21 protein-coding genes are annotated in these 21,339 nt (G+C 60.3%); 11 read left to right on the top strand and 10 right to left on the bottom strand.

Translation table 11 applies throughout. The annotated features are described in order from the left end of the window. Nucleotides 1-6: 6 nt before the first annotated feature. The 4 genes from WJU23_RS22350 to WJU23_RS22365 form a co-directional block, all read right to left on the bottom strand. On the bottom strand, nt 7-1,212 hold the full coding sequence (locus WJU23_RS22350; RefSeq protein ID WP_346334858.1) for a homoserine O-acetyltransferase: 1,206 nt from the start codon (nt 1,210-1,212) through the stop codon (nt 7-9). Between the two features lie 57 nt (nt 1,213-1,269). After that, nucleotides 1,270-2,289: an A/G-specific adenine glycosylase gene (locus tag WJU23_RS22355; RefSeq protein WP_346334859.1), complete on the bottom strand. Its 1,020-nt coding sequence runs from the start codon at nt 2,287-2,289 to the stop codon at nt 1,270-1,272. A 68-nt stretch (nt 2,290-2,357) separates the two neighbouring features. Continuing rightward, the gene (locus WJU23_RS22360; RefSeq protein WP_346334860.1) at nt 2,358-3,068 is read right to left on the bottom strand and encodes a DUF1003 domain-containing protein; all 711 of its coding nucleotides are present in this window, start codon (nt 3,066-3,068) and stop codon (nt 2,358-2,360) included. Nucleotides 3,069-3,136: 68 nt separating this feature from the next. After that, the gene (locus WJU23_RS22365) at nt 3,137-5,260 is read right to left on the bottom strand and encodes a tetratricopeptide repeat protein (protein ID WP_346334861.1); all 2,124 of its coding nucleotides are present in this window, start codon (nt 5,258-5,260) and stop codon (nt 3,137-3,139) included. A gap of 158 nt (nt 5,261-5,418) precedes the next feature. Between WJU23_RS22365 and WJU23_RS22370 the strand changes: the two genes are divergently transcribed. After that, nucleotides 5,419-6,870 (top strand): Gfo/Idh/MocA family oxidoreductase, encoded by a 1,452-nt coding sequence (locus tag WJU23_RS22370; RefSeq protein ID WP_346334862.1) that lies wholly within the window; start codon nt 5,419-5,421, stop codon nt 6,868-6,870. 77 nt (nt 6,871-6,947) lie between these two features. On the opposite strand, the gene WJU23_RS22375 is transcribed toward WJU23_RS22370, so the two are convergent. Beyond that, nucleotides 6,948-7,460: a peroxiredoxin gene (locus WJU23_RS22375; RefSeq protein WP_346334863.1), complete on the bottom strand. Its 513-nt coding sequence runs from the start codon at nt 7,458-7,460 to the stop codon at nt 6,948-6,950. 183 nt (nt 7,461-7,643) lie between these two features. Next, entirely contained in the window at nt 7,644-8,357 is a 714-nt protein-coding gene (locus tag WJU23_RS22380) for a hypothetical protein (protein WP_346334864.1), read from the bottom strand. Between the two features lie 107 nt (nt 8,358-8,464). On the opposite strand from WJU23_RS22380, the gene serS reads away from it, so the two are divergent. From serS to WJU23_RS22425, 9 genes are all read left to right on the top strand, one after another. Further along, nucleotides 8,465-9,736 carry a serine--tRNA ligase gene (serS, locus tag WJU23_RS22385; protein ID WP_346334865.1) on the top strand — a complete coding sequence of 424 codons (1,272 nt, stop codon included), beginning with the start codon at nt 8,465-8,467 and terminating at the stop codon, nt 9,734-9,736. 170 nt (nt 9,737-9,906) lie between these two features. Then, nucleotides 9,907-10,278 carry a hypothetical protein gene (locus WJU23_RS22390; protein WP_346334866.1) on the top strand — a complete coding sequence of 124 codons (372 nt, stop codon included), beginning with the start codon at nt 9,907-9,909 and terminating at the stop codon, nt 10,276-10,278. A 66-nt stretch (nt 10,279-10,344) separates the two neighbouring features. Further along, nucleotides 10,345-10,686, top strand: coding sequence for a hypothetical protein (locus WJU23_RS22395; protein ID WP_346334867.1), 342 nt, complete (start codon nt 10,345-10,347; stop codon nt 10,684-10,686). A gap of 287 nt (nt 10,687-10,973) precedes the next feature. After that, nucleotides 10,974-12,161 (top strand): PQQ-dependent sugar dehydrogenase, encoded by a 1,188-nt coding sequence (locus tag WJU23_RS22400; RefSeq protein WP_346334868.1) that lies wholly within the window; start codon nt 10,974-10,976, stop codon nt 12,159-12,161. 41 nt (nt 12,162-12,202) lie between these two features. Then, nucleotides 12,203-13,333, top strand: a complete 1,131-nt coding sequence (locus WJU23_RS22405) for a hypothetical protein (protein ID WP_346334869.1) — start codon at nt 12,203-12,205, stop codon at nt 13,331-13,333. A gap of 191 nt (nt 13,334-13,524) precedes the next feature. Continuing rightward, nucleotides 13,525-13,908 (top strand): glycine zipper domain-containing protein, encoded by a 384-nt coding sequence (locus WJU23_RS22410; RefSeq protein WP_346334870.1) that lies wholly within the window; start codon nt 13,525-13,527, stop codon nt 13,906-13,908. A 141-nt stretch (nt 13,909-14,049) separates the two neighbouring features. Beyond that, entirely contained in the window at nt 14,050-14,484 is a 435-nt protein-coding gene (locus WJU23_RS22415; RefSeq protein WP_346334871.1) for a glycine zipper domain-containing protein, read from the top strand. 43 nt (nt 14,485-14,527) lie between these two features. Then, nucleotides 14,528-15,607 carry a lactonase family protein gene (locus tag WJU23_RS22420; RefSeq protein WP_346334872.1) on the top strand — a complete coding sequence of 360 codons (1,080 nt, stop codon included), beginning with the start codon at nt 14,528-14,530 and terminating at the stop codon, nt 15,605-15,607. 46 nt (nt 15,608-15,653) lie between these two features. After that, entirely contained in the window at nt 15,654-16,451 is a 798-nt protein-coding gene (locus WJU23_RS22425; RefSeq protein WP_346334873.1) for an endonuclease/exonuclease/phosphatase family protein, read from the top strand. Between the two features lie 14 nt (nt 16,452-16,465). On the opposite strand, the gene WJU23_RS22430 is transcribed toward WJU23_RS22425, so the two are convergent. Beyond that, complete coding sequence (locus tag WJU23_RS22430) at nt 16,466-17,386, bottom strand: hypothetical protein (protein ID WP_346334874.1); 921 nt, start codon at nt 17,384-17,386, stop codon at nt 16,466-16,468. Between the two features lie 248 nt (nt 17,387-17,634). On the opposite strand from WJU23_RS22430, the gene WJU23_RS22435 reads away from it, so the two are divergent. Next, on the top strand, nt 17,635-18,744 hold the full coding sequence (locus WJU23_RS22435; protein ID WP_346334875.1) for a L,D-transpeptidase family protein: 1,110 nt from the start codon (nt 17,635-17,637) through the stop codon (nt 18,742-18,744). A gap of 70 nt (nt 18,745-18,814) precedes the next feature. Here WJU23_RS22435 and pncA read toward each other — a convergent pair whose 3' ends face one another. From pncA to WJU23_RS22450, 3 genes are read right to left on the bottom strand one after another with little or no spacing between them, the layout of a single operon-like run. After that, a complete protein-coding gene (gene pncA / locus WJU23_RS22440) occupies nt 18,815-19,342 on the bottom strand; it encodes a bifunctional nicotinamidase/pyrazinamidase (protein WP_346334876.1) in 528 nt (175 codons plus the stop codon). Nucleotides 19,343-19,353: 11 nt separating this feature from the next. Next, nucleotides 19,354-20,814: a nicotinate phosphoribosyltransferase gene (locus tag WJU23_RS22445; RefSeq protein ID WP_346334877.1), complete on the bottom strand. Its 1,461-nt coding sequence runs from the start codon at nt 20,812-20,814 to the stop codon at nt 19,354-19,356. Nucleotides 20,815-20,842: 28 nt separating this feature from the next. Beyond that, complete coding sequence (locus WJU23_RS22450) at nt 20,843-21,235, bottom strand: hypothetical protein (protein WP_346334878.1); 393 nt, start codon at nt 21,233-21,235, stop codon at nt 20,843-20,845. Nucleotides 21,236-21,339 lie beyond the last annotated feature (104 nt).

Genomic DNA, 21,339 nt, shown 5'->3' on the forward strand with positions numbered 1-21,339 from the left:
GAATCATCACTCCACCTCCGCCACACCGCTGTTGCCGTAATTTTTCTGCCAGCGGCCTTCCAGCGTGTGGACGATGTGCGGGGTGTAGAGCTCGGGTTCGAGGAGGAAGGAGTCGTGGCCTTTGGCGGAGTGCACGGTGATGTGCATGCAGGAGGACTTGGCCTTTTCCAGGGCGCTGATCATCTCGGCCTGCTCTTCGGGGTAGAAGCAGAAGTCGGAGTCAATGCTGAAGACGAGGTAGTGATGACCGGCGGCGGTGCTGCGGGCGAAGAGCTGCTCGTAGTTGTCCACGCCGGCATCCCGCAGGGGGTCAAAGCGCAGCCACATGTTGATGATGCGCAGGTAGCTGTTGGCATCGAAGCGGCTGACGAATTTTTTCCCCTGGTAGAGCATGTAGCTTTCGACGTTATGCCCCACCTTATACCAGGAGAGCTGGCCGTCGGGCTGGCTGACATTGGCCCCGGCGCGTTTTTCGATGGTGTCCAGGTGCACAAAGGTCTTGTGGGAGATCATGCGGGCGAGCGCCAGGCCATAGGCCGGGTTGGGACCTTCGTAATAGTCGCCGCCGTTAAAATGAGGGTCGTTTTCGATGGCCATGACCTGCTCAAACAAGGTCATGCGGGTGAGCACCGTGGTCTTCAGCCCGGTGGCTACCGGCATGACGATGCGCACGCGCTCCGGGTATAGAGTGGCCAGATTCAGCGCCAGGAGGCCGCCGATGCTGGTGCCGATAACCGCATGAAGCTGCCCGATGCCGAGATGGTCCAAAAGGGCGATCTGGCTGCGGACGACGTCGCTGGTGAGCACGGGGGGAAAGGTGCTGCCGTAGGGCTTGCCCGTTTCCGGATTGATGGAGGCGGGGCCGCTGCTGCCGTAGCAGCCGCCCAGGTAGTTGGCGCAGATGACGCAGTAGCGGGTGGTGTCCAGGGCTTTGCCGGGGCCGATGAACAGGTCCCACCAGCCGGTTTGCACGTCCTTCGTCCAGCGCTCGCCGATGCCTTCGATGGCCTCGGTGTGGCCGGCAGCGTGCTGGCTGCCGGAGAGGGCATGGAAGAGCAGGATGGCGTTGTCCTTTTTGGCATTCAGCCTGCCATACATCTCATAGGCCACGGTGATGCCCGGCAGCGAATCGCCGCTGGCGAAGAGGAAGGGCTCAGACTCGGAGCCGAGATGGAAGAATTGCGTGGCAGTTTTGCCCTGACCTTTGGACATAAGAAGAGGACGTAGCAGCAGGAAGACGGGCTTTCAAGGTGCAAGGTGACCCAGCGGTCACGCCTCCAGCTCGAAGAGGGCATTCTTCAGCAGCCTGTCCAGCGCCCGGCGGTAGGGGCTGGGCATGGCAGTGGCCGGAAGTTCCGCATGGGGGATGACGCGATGGGAGGCGGGCCAGTCATGCTTTTGGTTAGGCGCGGCCTCATGCACCCACAGGGTCACTTTATAGCGGGTGATGCCGTAGGTGGCCTTAAGCAGGACGGGCGGCGGATTCTCCGTCAGGCTGTCAGGCAGGGCCGGGAGCTTCCACAGGCCGGTGCGGCGCGCGCCGGTTTCCTGCTCCAGCAGCACGCCATCGGCGGTGTGGAGAAAAATCACCCGCTCGGTCACCTCGGTGATCTGGGTCTTGCCAGACTTCACCGGCAGGCTGGCAGGCTCCGTGGCGCGGCAATGTTTTTTGACCGGGCAGACCGGGCATTGTGGCTGCGCTGGGCGGCAGGTGACCTGGCCCAGTTCCATCAGCGCAGAGTTCAAGGCACGCGGGTCGTCGGTAGCACGGACGAGTTCCGTCGCCCGTTCCCACAGGCGTTTGCTGCCAGCAGGGGAATCAACTGGCGTGGCATCATTGTCCAAACGGGACAGCACACGGGCCACATTGCCATCCACAATCGGCTCCGCCAGCCCAAAGGCAAAGCTGGAGACCGCCCCCGCCGTGTAAGGCCCGATGCCCGGCAGCGCCAGAATGGAAGCAGGCTCGTTTGGAAAAACGCCCCCATGCTCCTCCATCACGGTGCGGGCCAGCTTTTGCAGATTCCTCGCCCGCCGGTAATACCCCAGGCCCTCCCAGGCCATCAGGATGTCACTCTCAGAAGCAGCCGCCAGCGTGGCGAAATCAGGAAAGCGGGCCAGCCACCGCGCATAATACCCCCGGTCCAGCACCGTGCTGATCTGCGTCTGCTGCAGCATGATCTCGGAGACCAGGATGGCATAGGCATCCCGCGTTTCACGCCAGGGATAAACGCGCCCGTTCTGGTGGAACCAGGAGACAAGATCTGAGGCAAGGGAGGAAGCGGGCACGAGGATGCTGTGCTTACGATTCAGCGGCTTTCAAGGCAGCATTTGCATACTCTCGACCGGTTCCCATTTCAGTATTTAGCGTCACGGTTGCGGCCTTTGGCCATCTCCCGAAGAAGCTCCAACTGGATTTGCTGAACCTCCATCAGGCGGGTGGCATGCTGATGGAGCAGATAGTCCATCTTGTCATGCAGATGGCGAATCTCGAGTTCAGCTTTGAGATTGATTTTATAGTCATTTTCAGCCCGTTTACGGTCACGGCTTTCCTGGCGGTTCTGGCTCATCATGATCACCGGTGCCTGAAGGGAAGCCAGGCAGGAGAGGATGAGATTCAAAAGGATGAAAGGATAGGGATCATATCCATGGTTGGCCAACAGGAGGACATTGAGCAGGATCCAGACAGCCATGAAGCCACCAAAGGACATGATGAACGTCCAGCTGCCGCCAAATTCAGCCAGCTTGTCTGAGAGTTTCTGGCCGACGGTCAGCTTGCCGTTTTCATCTTCTTCCCCCGCAGGATGCTCGCTCAACACTTCCTGGCGCCGGAGGCTTTGCAGCACTTCCTCATCCAGATGGCTAAGGTCGCCTAACTGGGTTTGCAATAACTGCCGGACGTATTCCAGCCTGGCTTCGTTGAGCGCATCAATCCCAATCAGGGAATTGTCCGTGAGCTCCGGGTTTTTCTCCCGGAGGACACCTGCGATCTGAGGGGGTAGCGCCGCCAGGACGCGCAGTTTTTCAGAGGAGTAAACTTTGCCGGTGACAGCGCAGGTTTGGGCCATACCCCATCCATAGATCCATTCGTTTTAACTGACAAGCGAGGTGCAGGCTTTCTTCGACGGCAGTAAGATCACCGTGAAGAAACAGACTTCGGCGTGCTCTTCAGCAGCTTTTCCAGGGCTTCGTCCGGGGTGACGCCTTTTTTCAGGGCTTCGTCGTATTCGGTCTTGGCCTTGTCCCACTTGGGCGGGTTCCAGGTGGCGTAAAGGACGGCGAGGTTGAAGTGGGCTTCGCCGTAGTTGGGGTCGATGGCCAGGGCGGTTTTGAATTCACGCTCGGCGCGGTCCATGAGGCTGAGGCGGGTGGAAATGATGCCCAGGTAATGATGGGCACGGGCGTTTTTCGGGCTCTTTTCCAGGCCTTTTTCAAAAGCGGCGGTCGCATCGTTCCAGCGCTGCTGTTTGAAGTGGGTCACGCCCAGATGGAAGGAGGCCAGTTCGTTGCCAGGATCAATGGTGAGGCATTTTTTCAGCGCGGCCTCAGCATCGCTGAGTTTGTTTTCACGCTGGCGGGAATACCCCAGGCCGACAAGGGCGGTGGTGTTTTCCGGCTCAACGCGCAGCGCATCCTGGTAGAGGGCGGCGGCCTCGGCAAATTTCTGGCTGCTGAAGGCTTCATTCGCCTTTTCCAGCAGGGAGTTGACGGGCTTTTCCTCGGCCTCTTTCGCACCGGCAGGTTTCGGGGCCTTGGCAATGAGCGTGCCCTGGATGCTGTCCCCGCCGAGCAGTTCCCGGACGGAGGGATCGGAGAAGAGTTTTTCTTCATCCGGGGTCAGGCTCATGCGGCTGCCGCGCAGTTCTTCCACCTGCTCCAGCAGCTTGGAGGAGACACCTTCCATTTTTTGCAACTCGGCTAAAACGAGGTCCTTGGCCTGCTGCTGGCGGTACTGGCTGCGCAGCTGGCGCATAACGATCTCGCGCAGCAGGTCGTTTTCTTTGGCCAGTTCCGGGGTGAGCAGGTCGGGCTTGCCTTCACGCAGATTGTTGAGCTGGAGAGTCAGCTCGGCCACCTGGGTCTGGTAGCTGGCGCTCTGCTGGCGCAGGGTGGTCATCTCTGTCTGCAATGCGGTGAGCTGGCCGCGCAGCTCGGTGATCTCCTGGTCCTTGCGCGTGGCGTCCTGCTGGAGGGTGGCCACCAGCTTTTGGGCGGAGGCGAGCTCCTGCTTAAGGCGGTCGTTTTCCGCGACGATGAGCTTGACCTCATCGCTGGCGGGCGCGCGTTTTTTCAGGGCTTCAATCTCGGTCTGCATGCCCAGGTTCTGGGCGCTGAGTTTGTCACGCTCCACCGTGGCGGCGTCACGGGCGGCGACGGCTTCATCCCGCTGTTTGATGGCGGCATCGCGCTCGGCCAGCAGGTCGTTACGTTCCTTTTCCAGGGTGGTGATACGCAGGGCGGCATCGGCCAGTTTTTGGGAGGCTTCTTTGGAGGCCAGTTCGGCGGCCTCAAGGCGCTGGGAAGCCTTGCGATACTCGGCTTCCAGGCCCAGCTTTTCCTTCACCAGCGCATCCATCTGGGTGTTGGTCGCCTGTCCGGAGGCGATCTGCTGCTTCAGCGTTTCCACAGCCTTTTCCAAAGCGGAGGACTTTTGGAAAAGCGCATCTTTGTCCGAGCGGGCAGTGGTGATCTCTCCCGAAGCCCACTGATACCATTGCTGCCACTTGGAGAGGTCCATCTGCATCTGGTTGTTCTGCGTCTCCAGGGCCAGCATGCGCTGACGGTAGTTTTGTTCCCATTGGGAAAGCACATCACTCAGGCTGGGCATCGTGCCCGCCGGGGCCGCCAGGGTGCCTGGCGCGGGGGCCACAGCCGTGCTGCTGAAGCCGGGCATGGCCGCAGCAGGGGCCGGGGAGGGCGCAGAGGCGGCGGCCGCCGGCTGGGCCTGTGGCTGAGGCTGCGCCAGCCGCGCCTGCAGGCGGGTGATGGCCTGCTGCGTCAGTCCACGGCGGTTGGAGAGCACTTCCGGCTGCCATTCAGGATGGGCCTGCGCGAGACCGTCAAAAATCTGACCCATCTGCTGATATGTCTGCAGCGCACCCTGGATATTGCCATCCGCTTCCAGCTTCTCCGCGTCCCTCTTCATCACGAAACCGCGGAAAAACTGCTCGGCAGCATCATCCACCTGTGCCTGGGCAAAGGGGGAAACGATCAAAGCAAGGCCAAGGGCGGCCAGGGGGGCGAGACGGCTTTTCATCATGGGGAGGCGGAATTTAGCGGATTTCCTCCCTCTTGTAAATAGCCGTCCCACATTGCCTGCTGGACGGGAAAGCGCATGGTTGCTAGCATTCAGGCGCAATTTCGGGAAAAAACCGCCGTTTACCCCGTTCCCCCAAACTCAACCATCCTTATAACCCCATGGGTCTTAACATCATCTCACGTCGTCATTTTCTGGGCCGCACGGCCAGCCTCGCCGCAGGCGCATTCGCCGGTCCAAACCTCCTCCTCCGCGGCCAGAACGCCGCCGGCAAAAGGCTTAACCTCGCCGTCATCGGCGCCAATGGCAAAGGCCAGTCGGATACCCAGGGCGTGACCCTGAACCACAACGTCGTGGCCCTGGTGGACGTGGACATGAAGCGCCTGAATGAGGCCGCCAAGAAGCGCGAAGACCACCACCTGAAGTCCGGCGAAAAAGCCCCCGCTGCGCCGAAGCTGTACCAGGACTTCCGCAAGATGTTCGACGAGATGGCCAACGAGATTGACGGCGTCATCGTCTCCACGCCTGACCACACCCATTACGTGGCGGCCATGCATGCCATCAAGCACAATAAGCACGTCTGCGTGCAGAAGCCCCTTTGCAACTACATCGGCGAAGTGCGCAACCTGCACAAAGCTGCCAAGGACGCCAAAATCACGACCCAGATGGGCAACCAGGGCCGCACCATGGACGGTCAGCGCATCGCCAAGGAATGGATCGAGCAGGGTGCCATCGGCACGCTCAAGGAAATCCGCCTGTGGACCAACCGCCCCATCTGGCCCCAGGGCCCCCTGGTGAAAAAAGCCGCCGAAGTGCCTGAAGGCCTCGACTGGGACCTCTGGCTGGCCAGCGAGGCCACCGAGCCCTACTTCGAATTTGAAATCCCTGAAGGCATGAGCGCCAAGCGTGGCAACAGCATCCACCCCTTCAACTGGCGTGGCTGGTGGCAGTTCGGCTCCGGCGCCCTGGGCGACATGGGCTGTCACATCATGGACTCCACTTTCAGCATCCTCGGCCAGCTTATCCCTGAGCAGATTGATGCCACCAGCAGCCCCATCTCGGACACCTGCGCCCCTGTCTGGTCCGACCTCGTTTACCACATGCCTGCCGGCAAGCACGGCGCGCTGAAGGTCTCCTGGCAGGACGGCTCCAAGGACGGCAAGCCGAACAAGCCTGAAATCTCCCCGCACATGACCAGCGACCTGGCCAAGAAGGCTTTCGACAAAGCCAGCAGCGGCATGATGTTCATCGGCACCGAGGCCACCATCTTTGAAGGCGAGGCCTATTGCTCCAGCCCGGTCATCTATAATGAAGACCGCTACACCCAGGTGCGCCTGGACATGAAGGCCGGCAAGATCAAGCAGACCGAGAAGCGCAGCGCCATGCCAAACAACCCGCAGGGCGAGTGGGCCCACCACATCGTCAACGGTGGTGATCCAAGCTCCAACTTCGACTACAGCTGCCCGCTGACGGAGTTCGTCCTCCTCGGCAACCTCGCCGTCCGCGCCCAGCAGAGCGTGCAGTGGGACAAGCAGGGCATGAAGGTCACCAATGCCGAAGCCGCCAACAAGTTCATCTCCCGTCCCGCCTACCGCGACGGCTGGAAGGTCTGATCTCTTGACAGGCTATTAGTTAGACTCAACTTTGATCCCCAGGTCTGCTCCGTCAGGCCTGGGGATTTTTTGTGGCGTTACTTTAGATCCGCCAGCGCCTTCTTGATGTCATCCGCTTGGCTCGCCGTCGAAGCGCTCGCATCATGCCAGACGATCTTGCCGTCCTTGACCAGAAAACATTGCCGCTGGGACATGGCCAAAAGTCCGCCCATGACCTTACCTACCTTGAAGGCCTCCAGCACCTTGCCATCCGGGTCCGCAATGAGGTCATACGGCAGCTTGCGCTCCGCCTTGAATTTCTTCTGCGCCTCTACCTTGTCCAGGGAGACCCCCAGCACCTGCACGCCCTCCTTGGTCAGGTCCGCAAACGCATCCCTCAGGGAGCAGGCCTGGGCCGTGCAACCGGGCGTATTCGCCTTCGGGTAAAAGAACACCACCGTTGGCCCCTTCTGGTAAACATCCGCAAAATTCACTGTCTGCCCATCCTGGTTCACGGCGGAAATCTGCGGAGCAGGCTGGCCAATGAGGGTTTCTTTGGCCTCACAGGAGCTGCCAAAAAGGCCGGTAAAGATGGCAGTGAGAAGTCGCATGGTGTGTTTCATTGGATCGGAGCTGCCCAGACTGTTCGCCCCAAACGGCTCGCCGGATTCATCCGTTTGTCGTTCAATACACAGCGAAGAAGGATATGCCCTCCAAAAGGAATCCCAAGCCCTGCTCCCTCCTGTAAATCCTGCCAATCCTGGAATCCTGTCTAAAATTCTCAGCCAGCAGACTCACTCCCGAATCCCCCGATACCGATACGCCAGATACCCCTTCTCCTGCAAAAACTCCATGCGCACCTGGCGGCGGAAGACTTTCCAGGTGGGATGGCAGCCAGCCTCGTAAACATTCACCCGCGTCCGGGCCGGGTTCCCCCAACCGGCAAAAAGCAGCACATGCGCATTGTGCGTATTCAGGATGTCCCCCGGCCGCAGCTCGTGATGGCTCGCCAGCCGGGTGCACAGGGCGGGCAGCTCCCGCGTGGAATAGGACCGCTCCAGCCGCCAGCAGCGGGAGACCAGGCCGGAGCAGTCGATGCCCGCCGCCTCCAGGCTGACCGCCGCGTCCAGTCCGGCGCGTTTCACCGGCGTATAGATGTCCCCCGCCGCCAGGCCCCGCTTCACCTTCTCATCAAACGATTCCAGAGTATCAAATCCGCCCCATTGATACGGCATGCCCGCATTCCACCTGCCCGGGATCCACCACCCCGGCCGGGTGCCGTCCGCCGGTTGATAACCGATGTCCGGCGTATCCACCCGTATACCCCGCGCATCCTCCCCATGCCGGATATTCGCCTCCGCCGCCCGCCACCGGTGCTGGCTATACGCCTGCGCGATCGCCATCACCTCCGCCCGGCGCACCGCTTTTCGCGGCGTCGTATCCACCTTCACTTGCGGGGATGAACACGCCGCCAGCACCAGCAGCAGGCCGACTAAACAGGCGTTCAAGCACAGGGGCGGAATTTGAAAAAGGGCAGGGGATCGCATCGGCATTTGCACGGTAAGCCCGCCCGCGTACTCGACAACGGCCTTTCTCCCGCTAATCTCCGCGCCCTATGCTCGATATCCGCCTCATCCGCGACAACCCTGATCTGGTCAAAGAACGCCTCGCCACCCGCAGTGGTGACTTCGCCTCTGTGGTGGATGAGGTCCTGTCCATTGACAGCGCCCGCCGCACGGCGGAGACCGAGCGCCAGAAGCTCCAGGGCGACCGCAACCGCATCAGCAAAGAGATCGGCATGGCCAAAAAGAATGGCCAGGACACCACCGCCATTGAGGCCGAAGTTCGCGGCATCAATGAGCGCATCGAGCAGATCGGCCATGAAGCCGACGCCGCCGATCTGCGCCAGCGCGAGCTCCTCCTCGGCCTGCCCAACATGCCGCATGAGGCCTGCCCCATTGGCCACAGCGCCGAGGAAAACCCCGAGGTGCGCGTTTGGGGCGAGAAGCCCAAATTCGACTTCGAACCCAAGGACCACACCATCCTCGGCCAGCAGCTCGGCCTGCTGGACTTTGAGGCCGCCGCCAAAATCACCGGCAGCGCCTTCGTTGTCTATCGCGGCCAGGGTGCCCGGCTGGAGCGCTCCCTCATCAGCTTCCTGCTGGACCTCCACACCACCCAGCACGGGTATGAGGAAATCAGCCCACCTCTTTTGGTCAAAGCCGATTGCCTCGTCGGCACCGGCCAGCTCCCCAAATTTGGCGACCAGGTGTATCATAGCGCCGAGGATGATCTCTACCTCATCCCCACCGCCGAAGTGCCCGTGACCAACCTGCATCGCGATGAAATTTTAAAGCTGGAGCAGCTCCCCATCAACTACGCCGCCTACACCCCCTGCTTCCGGCGCGAGGCAGGAAGCGCCGGCCTCGGCACCCGCGGCCTCATCCGCATGCACCAGTTTGACAAAGTGGAGCTCGTCAAGATCACCACCCCGGAGACCAGCATGACCGAGCTGGAAAGCCTGACCGCCAATGCCGAAAAAGTGCTTCAATTGTTAGGCCTGCACTACCGCATCATCGAGCTTTGCACCGGCGACATCGGCTTCGGCTCCGCCAAGACTTACGACATCGAAGTCTGGGCCCCCGGCCAGGGCACCTATCTGGAAGTATCGAGCTGCTCCAACTTCGGCGATTACCAGGCCCGCCGCATGAACCTGCGCTACAAGGACGAGAACGGTAAAAACCGCGTCCCCCACACCCTCAACGGCTCCGGCACCGCCCTCGCCCGCCTCTTCGTCGCCCTCGTGGAGACCTATCAGCAGGCCGATGGCAGCATCCTCATCCCCGAAGCCCTGCGTGGACACTTCGGCAAGGACAGGATCAGCTAAAGCCAAGACTGGAAAACCACTAATAGGCACTAATTAACACTAATATTCTAACCAGTAATTCAGGGTTCTGGGCATTAGTGCCTGTTAGTGAGCATTAGTGGTTTAAAAAGCCAGAACCCTGGTTGCGCGGCCACTTCGGCAAGGACAGGATCAGCTAAAGCGCCGTCAACATGCATGAGGAAATCCAAGGCCTCTGGTTCTGTCCCTCTCCGGAAGTGCCTGGAGAGCTGGACTATTACCACTTCGATACTTCCGGCAAGGTGGTCACTTTCACTCCCTTACCTCCGGAGCTGGGTCTGGGCCGTCAGTTGATGGCAATCGCCTACCGGACCGAGCCGGAGGGCGAAACCGGCTTTAGATTACGTTTAAGATCTCAGGATTCCTGGCAGCACATGCAATACCATCTGGTCTCTGGACTGTTGACCATCTATGATGATCGCGGCCATGAATGGAAATTCTCCCAAGTCCCCGAAACTGAAATCCCGCCGTGGTTTGAAGAGCGTCTCACTGAGGAGCACCGAAAGCTGGAGGAGCGTCTGTAGCAAAGAGTGGTGTAAAGTCTGTTCTGTAAAATTGGTTCGGCCTTGACTGCGCCCCGATAACAGGGTGTGCAGCTCGGTCACGCCAACGGGTTCAAGCCCAAAACCCTTGCCACACGCATGGGCCAGGTCGAACTGCGCATCCCTCAGGTGCGCCATGGCGGCCTGCTGGTGGACTGCGCCGTGCTCATCGCCATCGGCATGGATGGCAAACGCACCATCCTGGGCGTCAGCGACGCTCACCCAGGTATCGGCGGCACGTCAGGCCGTCTTCCCCGCCGTGCCCTGGTCCCGCGTCGCGTGCGGGACCAGCTCCATCTGCAACAGAGCGCACAGGCCTATGTGCCGCGTCTGGAGATGCGCAGTTCGGCTCATGGAAGTGGCCATGCGCCATGGTGCCCTGGGTTATGAGGCAATGGGCCTCCCCCTTCCCTTTTCCAATTTCCGCTTCGGTGTCTTTATTTTATGAGGCAACGCGCCTGATCGACACTTTTACAGAATAAACTTTGCACGGCCTGTCAGCCATGCATGCTGAAAGAGCTGGAATGTGCCGGACATTAGCAATGCGAATCTCTTTCTCAATCTGTTCCTGTAAATCCTGCCCATCCTGCAATCCTGTCGAAAATCCGGGCTTCTCCCTACGTTTTGTCTCTTCCCAAAGTCTGCGTTTTGCCTCAATCTCCCATCTCTCTCTCTTCATGAAACTCGTCTCCCTTCTCACCTCCGGTCTTCTCCTGGCCAGCAGCGCCCTGGCGCAGGATACCGTCAAGCTCACCCGCATCTATGAGAACCTGGAGACGAAGTTTCCCATCGCAGTCGTAATCCCGCCGGATGACAGCCAGCGCCAGTTCCTGGCCCTCCAGCGCGGCCAGATCCTGATCTTGCCGGAGGACGAAAAAGCCGCCGAGGCCAAGACCTTCCTGGACCTCAGCAGCCGCAACATGGAGGCCGACAACGGCAAGTTTGAAGAAGGCCTCAACGGCCTGGCCTTTCACCCCAAGTTCAAGGAGAACGGCCTCTTTTACCTCTGCTACACCCTGCAGAAGCCCAAGCGCCTGGTGGTCACGGAAATGAAAGTCAGCGCCGATGGCAACAAGGCCGATGAAAGCACCGAGCGCACCCTCCTGGAGATCCCGCTGATCAACTGGAACCACCACGGCGGAAACATCCTCTTCGGCCCCGACGGCTACCTTTACATCGGTGTGGGGGACACCTCCAAGCGAAACGACGAGCAGCGCATGGCCCAGCTCAATGCCGTCCTCGTCGGCAAGGTCCTGCGCATTGACGTGGACAGCCGCGAATACAACAACGCTTACGGCATCCCCTCCGACAACCCCTTTGCCGACGGCGTCAACGCCCAGCCGCAGGTCTATGCCTACGGCATCCGCAACCCCTGGGGCCTGCACTTTGACGGCCAGGGCCGCTTCTGGCTGGCCGATGTCGGCCAGGATCTTTGGGAAGAGATCAACTGGATCGTCAAAGGCGGAAACTACGGCTGGAGCTACCGCGAAGGCTCCCGCACCTTCCCCCTGCGCCCAGACCCCGCCCCGTCCGAGATCAACCTCATTGACCCCATCCACGAATACCACCACGGCGACGGACTCAGCATCACCGGCGGCGTCACTTACATCGGCAATGCCCTGCCTGAGCTCAAAGGAGCCTATGTCTATGGCGACTTCGTTTTGGGTAAAATCTGGGCTCTGCGAGTGGACAATGATGGCAAAGTGCAGAGTAACGACCTCCTTTACACAAGCCCGCAGACCGCTGCCAACGATCCCAAAAAGAAGCCCAGCGTTCACATGAAGCCCACCGCCTTCTGCTACGATGCCAAGGGTGAAATGCTCGTCCTGGACTGGAACGGCGCCATCCATCGCCTCAGCAAATAAGCCAGCGAAACCCGCTTCTCCGGCCCCCTTTTTCCCGAACCATGTCCGATCTGATCTCCGCCGCCGCCGATCTCAAGCCCACCACCACCTGGCAGGAAACCGTCTGGGCCTATACCCCGGAAGAATCCCTGGTGGACCACAGCAGCAAGGCCCGCCTCTGCGTGGCCACCCTGCTGCCCTTCAAGGACCAAAAGCCGGACTGGGACGGCTTTTCCAAAAGCATCCGCTGGATGCAGCAGTGCGGTGAATATTATGGCGTGGAAATGGTCTTCGTATTGAATGCGGATACCGGCTATATTTTTGACCTCAGCAACGAGCTATACGCAGAAGTATTGAAGCGCTTCCGCGCCGAGTTCCCCTCGCAGAAGTTCATCGCCGGCGTCACTGCTCGCGGTGCAGAAAAGGACGACATTTTCAAAGCCGAGCGCTACTGGCCCCTGCTGGACATTGCCCAGAGCCATGACAATGGCGAGATGATGATCATGACCTCCCGGCTGCTGAACATCCTGGAGCCGGAAGCCCGCCGTGATGCCTATTTTGAGATCGCCGAGCACATCACCCACCCCGCCATCGCCCATGCTCTGGAGCCGTCCTTTGTCCCCTGGGCCAGCCCGTATGAACCCTGGCTGCTGCACGAAATCGCCAATCATCCGAAGTATGTCGGTGGCAAAATCAGCACCCTGGACGAGCCGCACTTCCTTTACTGGGCCGCCATGTGCAAGGACCTGAACCTGCCCTTCGCCCCCCACAGCGGCGATGACTACGGCATCCCCACCGCCATCCGCCTGGGCCTGCCCCTGCTCATCGGTGCCGGCGTCAGCGCCTGCCCGCTCATCTGCGCCGCCCGCGACATGTGGCTGCTGGACAGCGTCGCAGACAAGAAGTTCAAGACTGGCAGCGGCCGCTTCGATACCCGCGTCTATAAGCTCTTCGAGGCCTTCCAGTCCTTCGAAGACCTCGTCTTCCGCCTGGATGACCGCATGAGCGCCGCCCCGTATAAACACAGCACCGCCCATGTGCTGCACCACCTCGGCCTCATCGAAGCCCCCGAATCCCATCCAGACTGCAAAGACCTCCGTGGCAGCGACGAAGCCCTGCGCATGGAAGAGGCTATGCGCCGCCCCCTCCGTGTGGCCAAACGCCTGGGTATCCCCTATTTCGCACGTAAATAGCAGCCCGCTGAGAAGTGGCCGCACCTAGCGCAGCGCCGCAAAGCGAATCCCAGCGCGGAAAGCCGGGGCGAAGCCGAAAACGTCCCTGGCACACCCGCCGCCGCACCCCAATTCGAATTTTAAATGAAGACAGGTTGTCTAACCTGTTGAGCGCAGTTCGCTGCGCTCATGAACCCCCATTCTAAATTCTTATGAAAGCGAAAATTCACCATCTTATGGCCCTGGCCACGGTGGGTCTGGCGCTGACCCTTAGCTCCTGCGTCAGCCCTTATGCAGGCCCGCATGAACGCGACGGTGCCGTCATCGGCGCGGTCGGTGGCGGTGCTCTGGGTGCCATCATCGGCAACCAAAGTGGCCGTCCGCTCGAAGGGGCCGCCATTGGCGGTGCCCTGGGTGCCTTAGCCGGTTCCTCCATCGGGGCCAGTCAGGACCGGCGCTACTATCATCGCGGCGGCTACGGTTACAGCCGTCCCGTTTACTATCGCGGCGGTCCCCGCTATAGCCCTTATCGCGGCAGCTACTACCGCTCTGGCTATAGCTACGGCCACCGTGGATACCACCCTGGTTACTGGTAATGCCCTTCTGTCGTTCCTCGGGACGGCAGATGTCCCTGACGGGAGGTTTTGAAACTTTTTTACTGAGCTTCGAATACTTCCCGTCAGCGGGCGTCTATGCGTTTGTGCGTGCTATTCGCCCGCATGACCCCCCTCACTACCATGAACAGAATCCTTCGTTATTTGGCAGCCGTCGGCACCCTGGGTTTGGGCCTGAGTCTGACTTCATGTGTGACCCCTTATCCCGGTCCTAATGAACATATGGGAGGCGTCGCCGGAGCCATTGGAGGCGGTGCGTTAGGGGCCATCATTGGCAACCAAAGCGGGCGCCCGCTTGAAGGAGCCGCCATCGGCGGTGCCCTGGGTGCTCTGGCTGGATCCGCCATTGGGGCCAGCAATGATCAATACTATGGCTACCGTCAGCCCGTCGTTTATCGCCGCCCGGTCGTCATAGCACCCCGGCCCGTATTCGCCCCGGCACCAGTGCTATACGGCCCCCGGCCCTTCGGCCCCAGCTTCGTCGCCACCACCGGGTACCATTATGGGCCCGGCATCGGTTACCGTCGTGGCTTTGGCTCTGGTCCATATTGCTGGTAGGCAATGGATGGAATAGACGGGTCTCAGACTCCGTTCTGGTACCATGCGACCTGCCCATACTTTCCTCGCCGTCCTTGCCACCCTGTTGACCAGCTTCGCGGGGGCCAGTGAGATCCGGGTCTATGTGTCTGAAAGCGGGGACAAGCGCATCGCCGTTTATACCCTGGATGAAGCGACTGGCGACCTCACCCGCAACGGTGCCATGGACTTGCCAGGCGCACCAGGCAGCCTAGCTGTCAGCCAGGACCAGCGGCATCTCTATGCCGCTGTGCGCAGCACCCGCCAGTTCGCCTCATTGGCGATTGATCCTGCCACCGGCCTGCTCGCGGAGCCTGTCCTGACCCCTCCCGGCATCAATGCCGCCTATGTGCATGTGGACAAAACCGGCCGCTGGCTGCTGGCCGCCTCCTACAGTGAGGGCATGGTCTCCCTGAGCAAGATCACCCAGGGCGTCATTGACGGCGCGCCGGTGCTGACCATGGAGACCGGCAAGAAGGCCCACAGCATCCAGACCGATGCCGCCAACCGCTTCGCTTTTGTGCCCCATGTGGGGGAGCTGAACAAGGTGGAGCAGCTCCGCTTTGATGCCGCCGCCGGCACCCTCAGGCCGAACACACCGCCCGCCCTGCCGGGAGGCGAAGGGGAAGGTCCGCGCCACATGCAGTTTCACCCCAACGGGCGCTGGGCCTACTTCGTTAACGAACAGGGAAAAAGCGTGACCCTGTGCGACTACAACGCGGAAACCGGCACCTTGAAAAGCCGCCAGTCCGTTTCCACCATCCCGGCAGACTGGGACAAAACCAAGGGCTCGTGCGCGGACATTCATGTGAGTGCCGATGGCCGTTTTGTCTATGCCTCCAATCGCGGCCATGACAGTCTGGCCGTCTTTTCCATCCATCCGGAGACCGGGGAGCTGACCTCCCATGGCCAGACGCCGACGGAAAAGACCCCGCGTTCCTTTTGCTTGGTGCCAGGAGGAGAAAACTATGTCATCTCGGCGGGCGAGGGCTCCAATCGCCTCATCGTCTTCCGCCGCGATGCTAAGACAGGCGCCCTCACTCCGCTGAAGACCTATGACTGCGGCAAAGGCCCGGCCTGGGTCACTGCTGTAAAGTTTGACTGAGCCTTATACCTGCCCCTTCACCTCCTCATTTCATCTGCTAAACCATATGCGCTTTATCCTCTTCTTGGCCTTGGTCAGCATCACTTTCAGTATGAAGGCGGCGGAGCCTGCACCGGTGCTGCGGGTGCTGTGTTACAACATTCATTATGGCCAGGGCATGGACGGAAAGTATGACCTGGAGCGCTTGGCCAAAGTCATCACGGCGGCCAAGCCGGACCTTGTGGCGCTGCAGGAGGTGGATGTGGTGGTGCGCCGCTCCGGCCAGGTGCACCAGGCTCAGAAGCTGGGGGAGCTGACCGGCATGGCGGTGCGCTTCGGTCCCACGCAGCACTATGAAGGCGGTCTGTATGGAAATGCCATCCTGACCCGCCTGCCCATCCTGGATGAGCTCATCCACCCCCTGCCTTATACGGAGGCCACGCCGGAGCGGCAGACCTACCCGCGTGGGGCCATCGCCCTGAAGGTGCAGGCACCGGACGGGCAGCCGCTGCGGTTCATCAGCACGCACTTTCAGCATAACCTGCCGGAGGACCGGGTGGCCCAGGCCAAGGCGGTGAACCAGCTCTTCGCCGCAGAAGGCGACACCCTGCGCACAATCCTTGCCGGGGACTTCAATGCCACGCCTGAGGCCGAGCCCATCACCATTCTCACAGAGCGGTGGACCCATGCTCTGGATGCGGAAAAGGCTCCCTCCTCCCCCTCCGTGCAACCGCGCGCGCGTATAGATTATATCTTTTACCGCCCGCAGACCCGCTTCCGCCTGCTTAGCAGCGAGGTCATCCCGGATGCCATGGCCTCCGACCATCGCCCTGTGCTGGCCACCTTTGAAATCCTGACCCAGTAGTCCAAGGCCATCATTCAGTATCGCTTGAAGATGATTTTCAGTGAGGTGTGCTTCAAGATCTCTAATTGTTCCGGGTTCAGGAAAGCCGCTGCCCTTTGGAGGTATCCCGCGTCGAGTTCGTATTCGCCAGTTGCGATTTGTGCAGCGGTCGGGCTTGGGGTGCTGCGTTTGACAGGTTTGGACGACCTCTCCTGGCGGATGTCGGCCATCAGCCCCATGAGCTGGTCCCGCTGCTCCAGAGTCAGAGAGGCACCGGCGGAGTCAAAGCTGCCCATAGCGATTTGAACCAGCCCGCGCTCACCCTTGCTGTTTTCCCAGATTTGAAAGGCCTTGAAGTCCTCTTCATTGTTGAGGAAATGCCGGATGGCCTCGTCGGACTTCTTGCGGCTGGCAGTCATCTCCTTGGACAGGGCGTTGCGTTCCTCTTTGGAAAGACCGGGCTGGGTCATCTTCGCCATGTTCTCCCCCTGGATGGTTAGGCGCTCCTTGAGCAGGTGGCGGAAGCTCTCCAGCTCCGGCCCCGCCAGGCCGAAATCCTTGATCAGTTTTCCATAGGTGATGTCAATCTGGCCGATCTCCGTCTGAACCCTTTTTTCATGATAGGCGGCCAAGTCGAAGTTTCGTTTCGTGTCCGTGTTTCCGCCAGAGGCGGCCGTTACCTGGGGGTCGCTGCGCATCCCGCCGCCCGCCGAGGTGGCGGCGGTTTTCTCCGCCGCTTCGGCCAGCGCATCTGCCTTTTTTTCTGCCGCCAGGGCGGTGGTTTTGAGTTTGTCATGCTCGGCCTTGAGGGCCGTGTGCTCCTGCCGGATCTGGCGCAGTTCATTCTCAAGTTCCTGCACTCTTTCAGCCATCGGGCTTGGCTGGGAGGTATAGATGCCAGCGCTCCCGGCGATCATCACGAGGGCTCCCACGGTATAGAGACTTGTGCGTTTCATCTTGGATGACAGTCTGATGTTGGCGTTGCTAAAACCGCCTGAAGATTAACAAAAACCTGCATTGGCAGGCAAGCCCATTATATTCGACTGGTTAGGCAGCATTGATGAGCAGACCGAATCCATGTTTTGCACGGGGTATAAATTCCGAGGTCCGCCCCTTGACCAACGGACATAATCCCGTGATTTATAAGGACTCCAAAAACGGCCATCCTCTCCCTCTCAAGCTCCCCCGGTGGAATCCGTTACCCATGAATACTCTGCTTTCTCCTTTGGTGACCCTGCTGCTCGTCACCGCCCTTATGGGCAGCTTCGCCAGCCCTGCGGCGCACGCCATCATTCCAGATCCCATGCCCCCTGCACCGGAACCCGTAGAGGACATCCTGCGGCTGCAGATCTTTTTGGACACGCAGCTCTTCGGCCCGGGCAAGCTGGACGGCCGCCCGGGTGAGATCACTGAAAAGGCGCTGAATCGATATCAGACCGCCCAGGGCCTGCCGCTGACAGACGTCGCCACGCATACGCTGGACCTCTCCAGCATCGGGACGACCTATACCACTTATTCCCTCCGGCCTGAGGATCTGCAATACATCGGCGACCTGCCCAGCCAGCCTTCGGCGCAGAGCAAGAAGAAATACCTGCCGTATGACTCCGTGCTGGAGTTCCTGACTGAGCGTTTTCACTGCTCCCCGGAGCTGCTGACCTACATCAACCAGCCGGTGAAAATAGGCAGCTTAAAGCCGGGTGAGGTGGTGAAGGTGCCCAATGTCCCGCCCTTCCTCATTGAGGAGCTGACGCAGATCGCCAAGCTTCCTGAAGTGCCTGAATTCCTGGGCCGCGTCATCAAGATTGATACGCGGGAAAAGATCCTCACCCTTTATGATGGTGACCGGTTGCTGGCCAGCCTGCCCATCACTCCCGGCAGCGGCTACCTGGCCACCCCGCCTGGGACTTGGCGCATCGTCGGCATCGCCCAGATGCCCACCTTCCGCTGGGACAAAAGCGTGCTGGAATACGGCGTGCGCAGCAGCAGCTATTACAACCTTCCCATGGGGCCGAACAATCCGGTGGGGGTCATGTGGATTGGCCTGAACAAAGCCGGCATCGGCATTCACGGCACCAATTCCCCGCAGACCATCGGACGCAGTTCCAGCCACGGCTGCATGCGCACGGCCAACTGGGATGTCGTGCGCTTGGTCAAATTGATCACCCAGGGAATGACCGTCATCATCGAAGGCCCCGCCCCCGTCCCCCGCCCCGTATTGGCCAAAGCCAAAAAGACTGAAGAAGAACCCCCGCCTGAAGTTCCTGCAGAGCCGGAACCCAAAAAGGGTTTCAAGCTGCTGTTCTGGAAAAAGTGAAATCAACCGAGGACGCACCCTGCCGCCCGCATCTCTTCCACGGCCCGGTCCACATCCCCCGGCAGCAGATTTACCCCCGGCAGGCATCTAGCATCAGCTTCACCCGGAAGCGCTTTGCCAGTGCATCCAGCACGGTGAATTTCACGCAGTAGTCCGTGGCCACTCCCGCCACATGCAGCTCTACCACGCCCTGCGCTTTCAGCCATTCGCCCAAACCTGTTGAGGCCCGGTGGCCGTTGTCAAAAAGACCGCTGTAGCTGTCGATCTGCGCATTCATCCCTTTGGTAAACACCCTCTGGATGCACCGAGTCTCCAGCCCTGGAGCAAACAATGCCCCGCCGGTATTCTGTACACAGTGCACCGGCCAAAGCGTCTGCGGCAGGCCGTCTAACAATATTTGCTCATAGACCTTTCTGCCCGAATGGTTCACCGCAAAGCTCCCATGATCCTCTGGATGCCAGTCCTGGGTCGCTACCACCAGGTCAAAGTCTGGCATCATCCCGTTCACCACGGGGATGATCTCATCACCCCCAGCCACAGCCAGCGCTCCGCCGGGCATGAAGTCATTTTGAATGTCAATCAGCAGAAGTGTTTTCATATGATAATCCGTTAGGCCGTTGCTCCAACCTTTCCCTTCGCCGCCGCCATCATGGCCAGCTTCCTTTCCGCCAGCGTGCGCTCCACTCCTGCCGGGTATTCATGCGGATGTTGCAGCCGTTTCACCGTCGCATTCAGATGCGTCAGTTGTTCCCGGCATCGCGCCTGGATCTCCGGCAACGTCGGCGGTTCCCCAACCAGCACGCCTTTGCGGAAAACCGGCCTCAACAGATTCTCATGGGTCGCTCCATCCGGCATCGCCTTCACCCGCGTCGGATCTGCCGGATGCACGATCTCCGTTGGCATCGGGCAGCCGCTTTCTTCATCAAAGATCGCATCGCCCCTGAACTCGCCGTTGAGGGTGAACCGCCGCACCTGCTGGATGCCCGGATTGCTCACCTTGATCGCCTGCTCGCTCAGCTTGATTTTTGGCTGCCACTCCCCGTTTTCATCACGGATGGCACCCAGTTTATACACCCCTCCCAGCGCTGGCTGCTCGCCCCCGGTCACCAGTTTTGTGCCCACACCCCAGACATTGATGGCCGCGTCCTGATGCTTCAGGCTGTCGATCAAATGCTCATCCAGATCATTGCTCGCCACAATCGTCGCATTGGGGAAACCCGCCTCATCCAGGATGCGCCGCGCCTCGATGCTCAGCCACGCCAGGTCACCCGAATCCAGCCGGATGCCCGCCAGTTCATGCCCCTCCCGCCGCAGCCGCAGGCCGATCTCCACCGCATGCCTCACCCCCTCCAGCGTGTCATAGGTATCCACCAGAAACACACAGTTGTTAGGCATGGCCTCCGCATACGTCGCAAAGGCCTCCAGCTCCGTATCAAACGACATCACCCACGAGTGCGCATGCGTGCCCCGCACCGGAATCCCGTGCCTCATGCCCGCCAGCACATTCGAGGTCGAAGCACACCCGCCAATGAATGCCGCCCGGCTCGCCATCACCGCCCCGTCCGGTCCCTGCGCACGCCTCAGGCCAAACTCCAGCACCGGTTCACCCTGTGCCGCCAGGCACACCCGCGCCGCTTTCGTTGCGATCAGCGTCTGAAAATTCACGATGTTCAGCAGCGCCGTCTCCACCAGTTGCGCCTGGATCAGCGGCCCCTGGATTCTTAGCAGCGGCTCATGCGGAAACACCACCGTCCCTTCCGGGATCGCCTCCACATTGCACTGCCATTCCATCTTCCCCAGATACTCCAAAAAATCCTTCTCGAACAACGGCCGCCCGTCCCGTCCCGGCAGCGTCGCCAGATACTCCAGCTCCTCCTGGGCAAAACGAAAACCCTCCAGCCACCGCACCACATCCCCCAGCCCCGCGGCGATGGCATACCCACCCGCGAACGGCAGCTTGCGGAAGAACAGATGAAACACCGCCTCCTGCTCCGCCTTGCCAGACTTCCAGTATCCGGCCGCCATCGTGAGCTGATAGAGATCCGTGAGAAGGGGGGTGTTGGTTGTCATAAAAAAGGTAAAAAAGAGGGAATCGGAATCACGAAAGACGGCCATCCAGATAATCCCGCAATCGCGGATTCACCCGCTCCGCCCACACCCCGTGATACCACGGCGAGCGCATTTGCAGGCCGATCACCAGCAGCGTCACCGGCACCTGCCAGCCACACGCCGGCCACCAGCCCAGCTGCCCCTGCGCCGCATGAAAAAGCACGTTCAAAACCAACGCCCCCGCCCACAGCATCTCCCACCTCCGCCACACCATGAACACATTGCAAAACAAAAAGAAATGCCCCACCGCCACCGGCACAATCCACCACATCTCATTCCCTTGCGAGTGCAGCCACCATGCCAGTATCACCCCCACGATGAGTATGACCGCATCTCCGATTGAGAACCGCAAGCCGTGGCGCCGTGGAGGTGGTAGATTCATGTCTGATATTTAGGCTAACAATAAGTGTTTAATGTATCTCCCAGCCCCAAACGGGCGGCACAACAGGGCCCAAGGCAAACGAAGTGCAGCCCTTGGGTTTGGAC

The sequence above is a fragment of the Prosthecobacter sp. SYSU 5D2 genome, from assembly GCF_039655865.1.
In the GTDB taxonomy this organism is placed as follows: Bacteria; Verrucomicrobiota; Verrucomicrobiia; order Verrucomicrobiales; family Verrucomicrobiaceae; genus Prosthecobacter.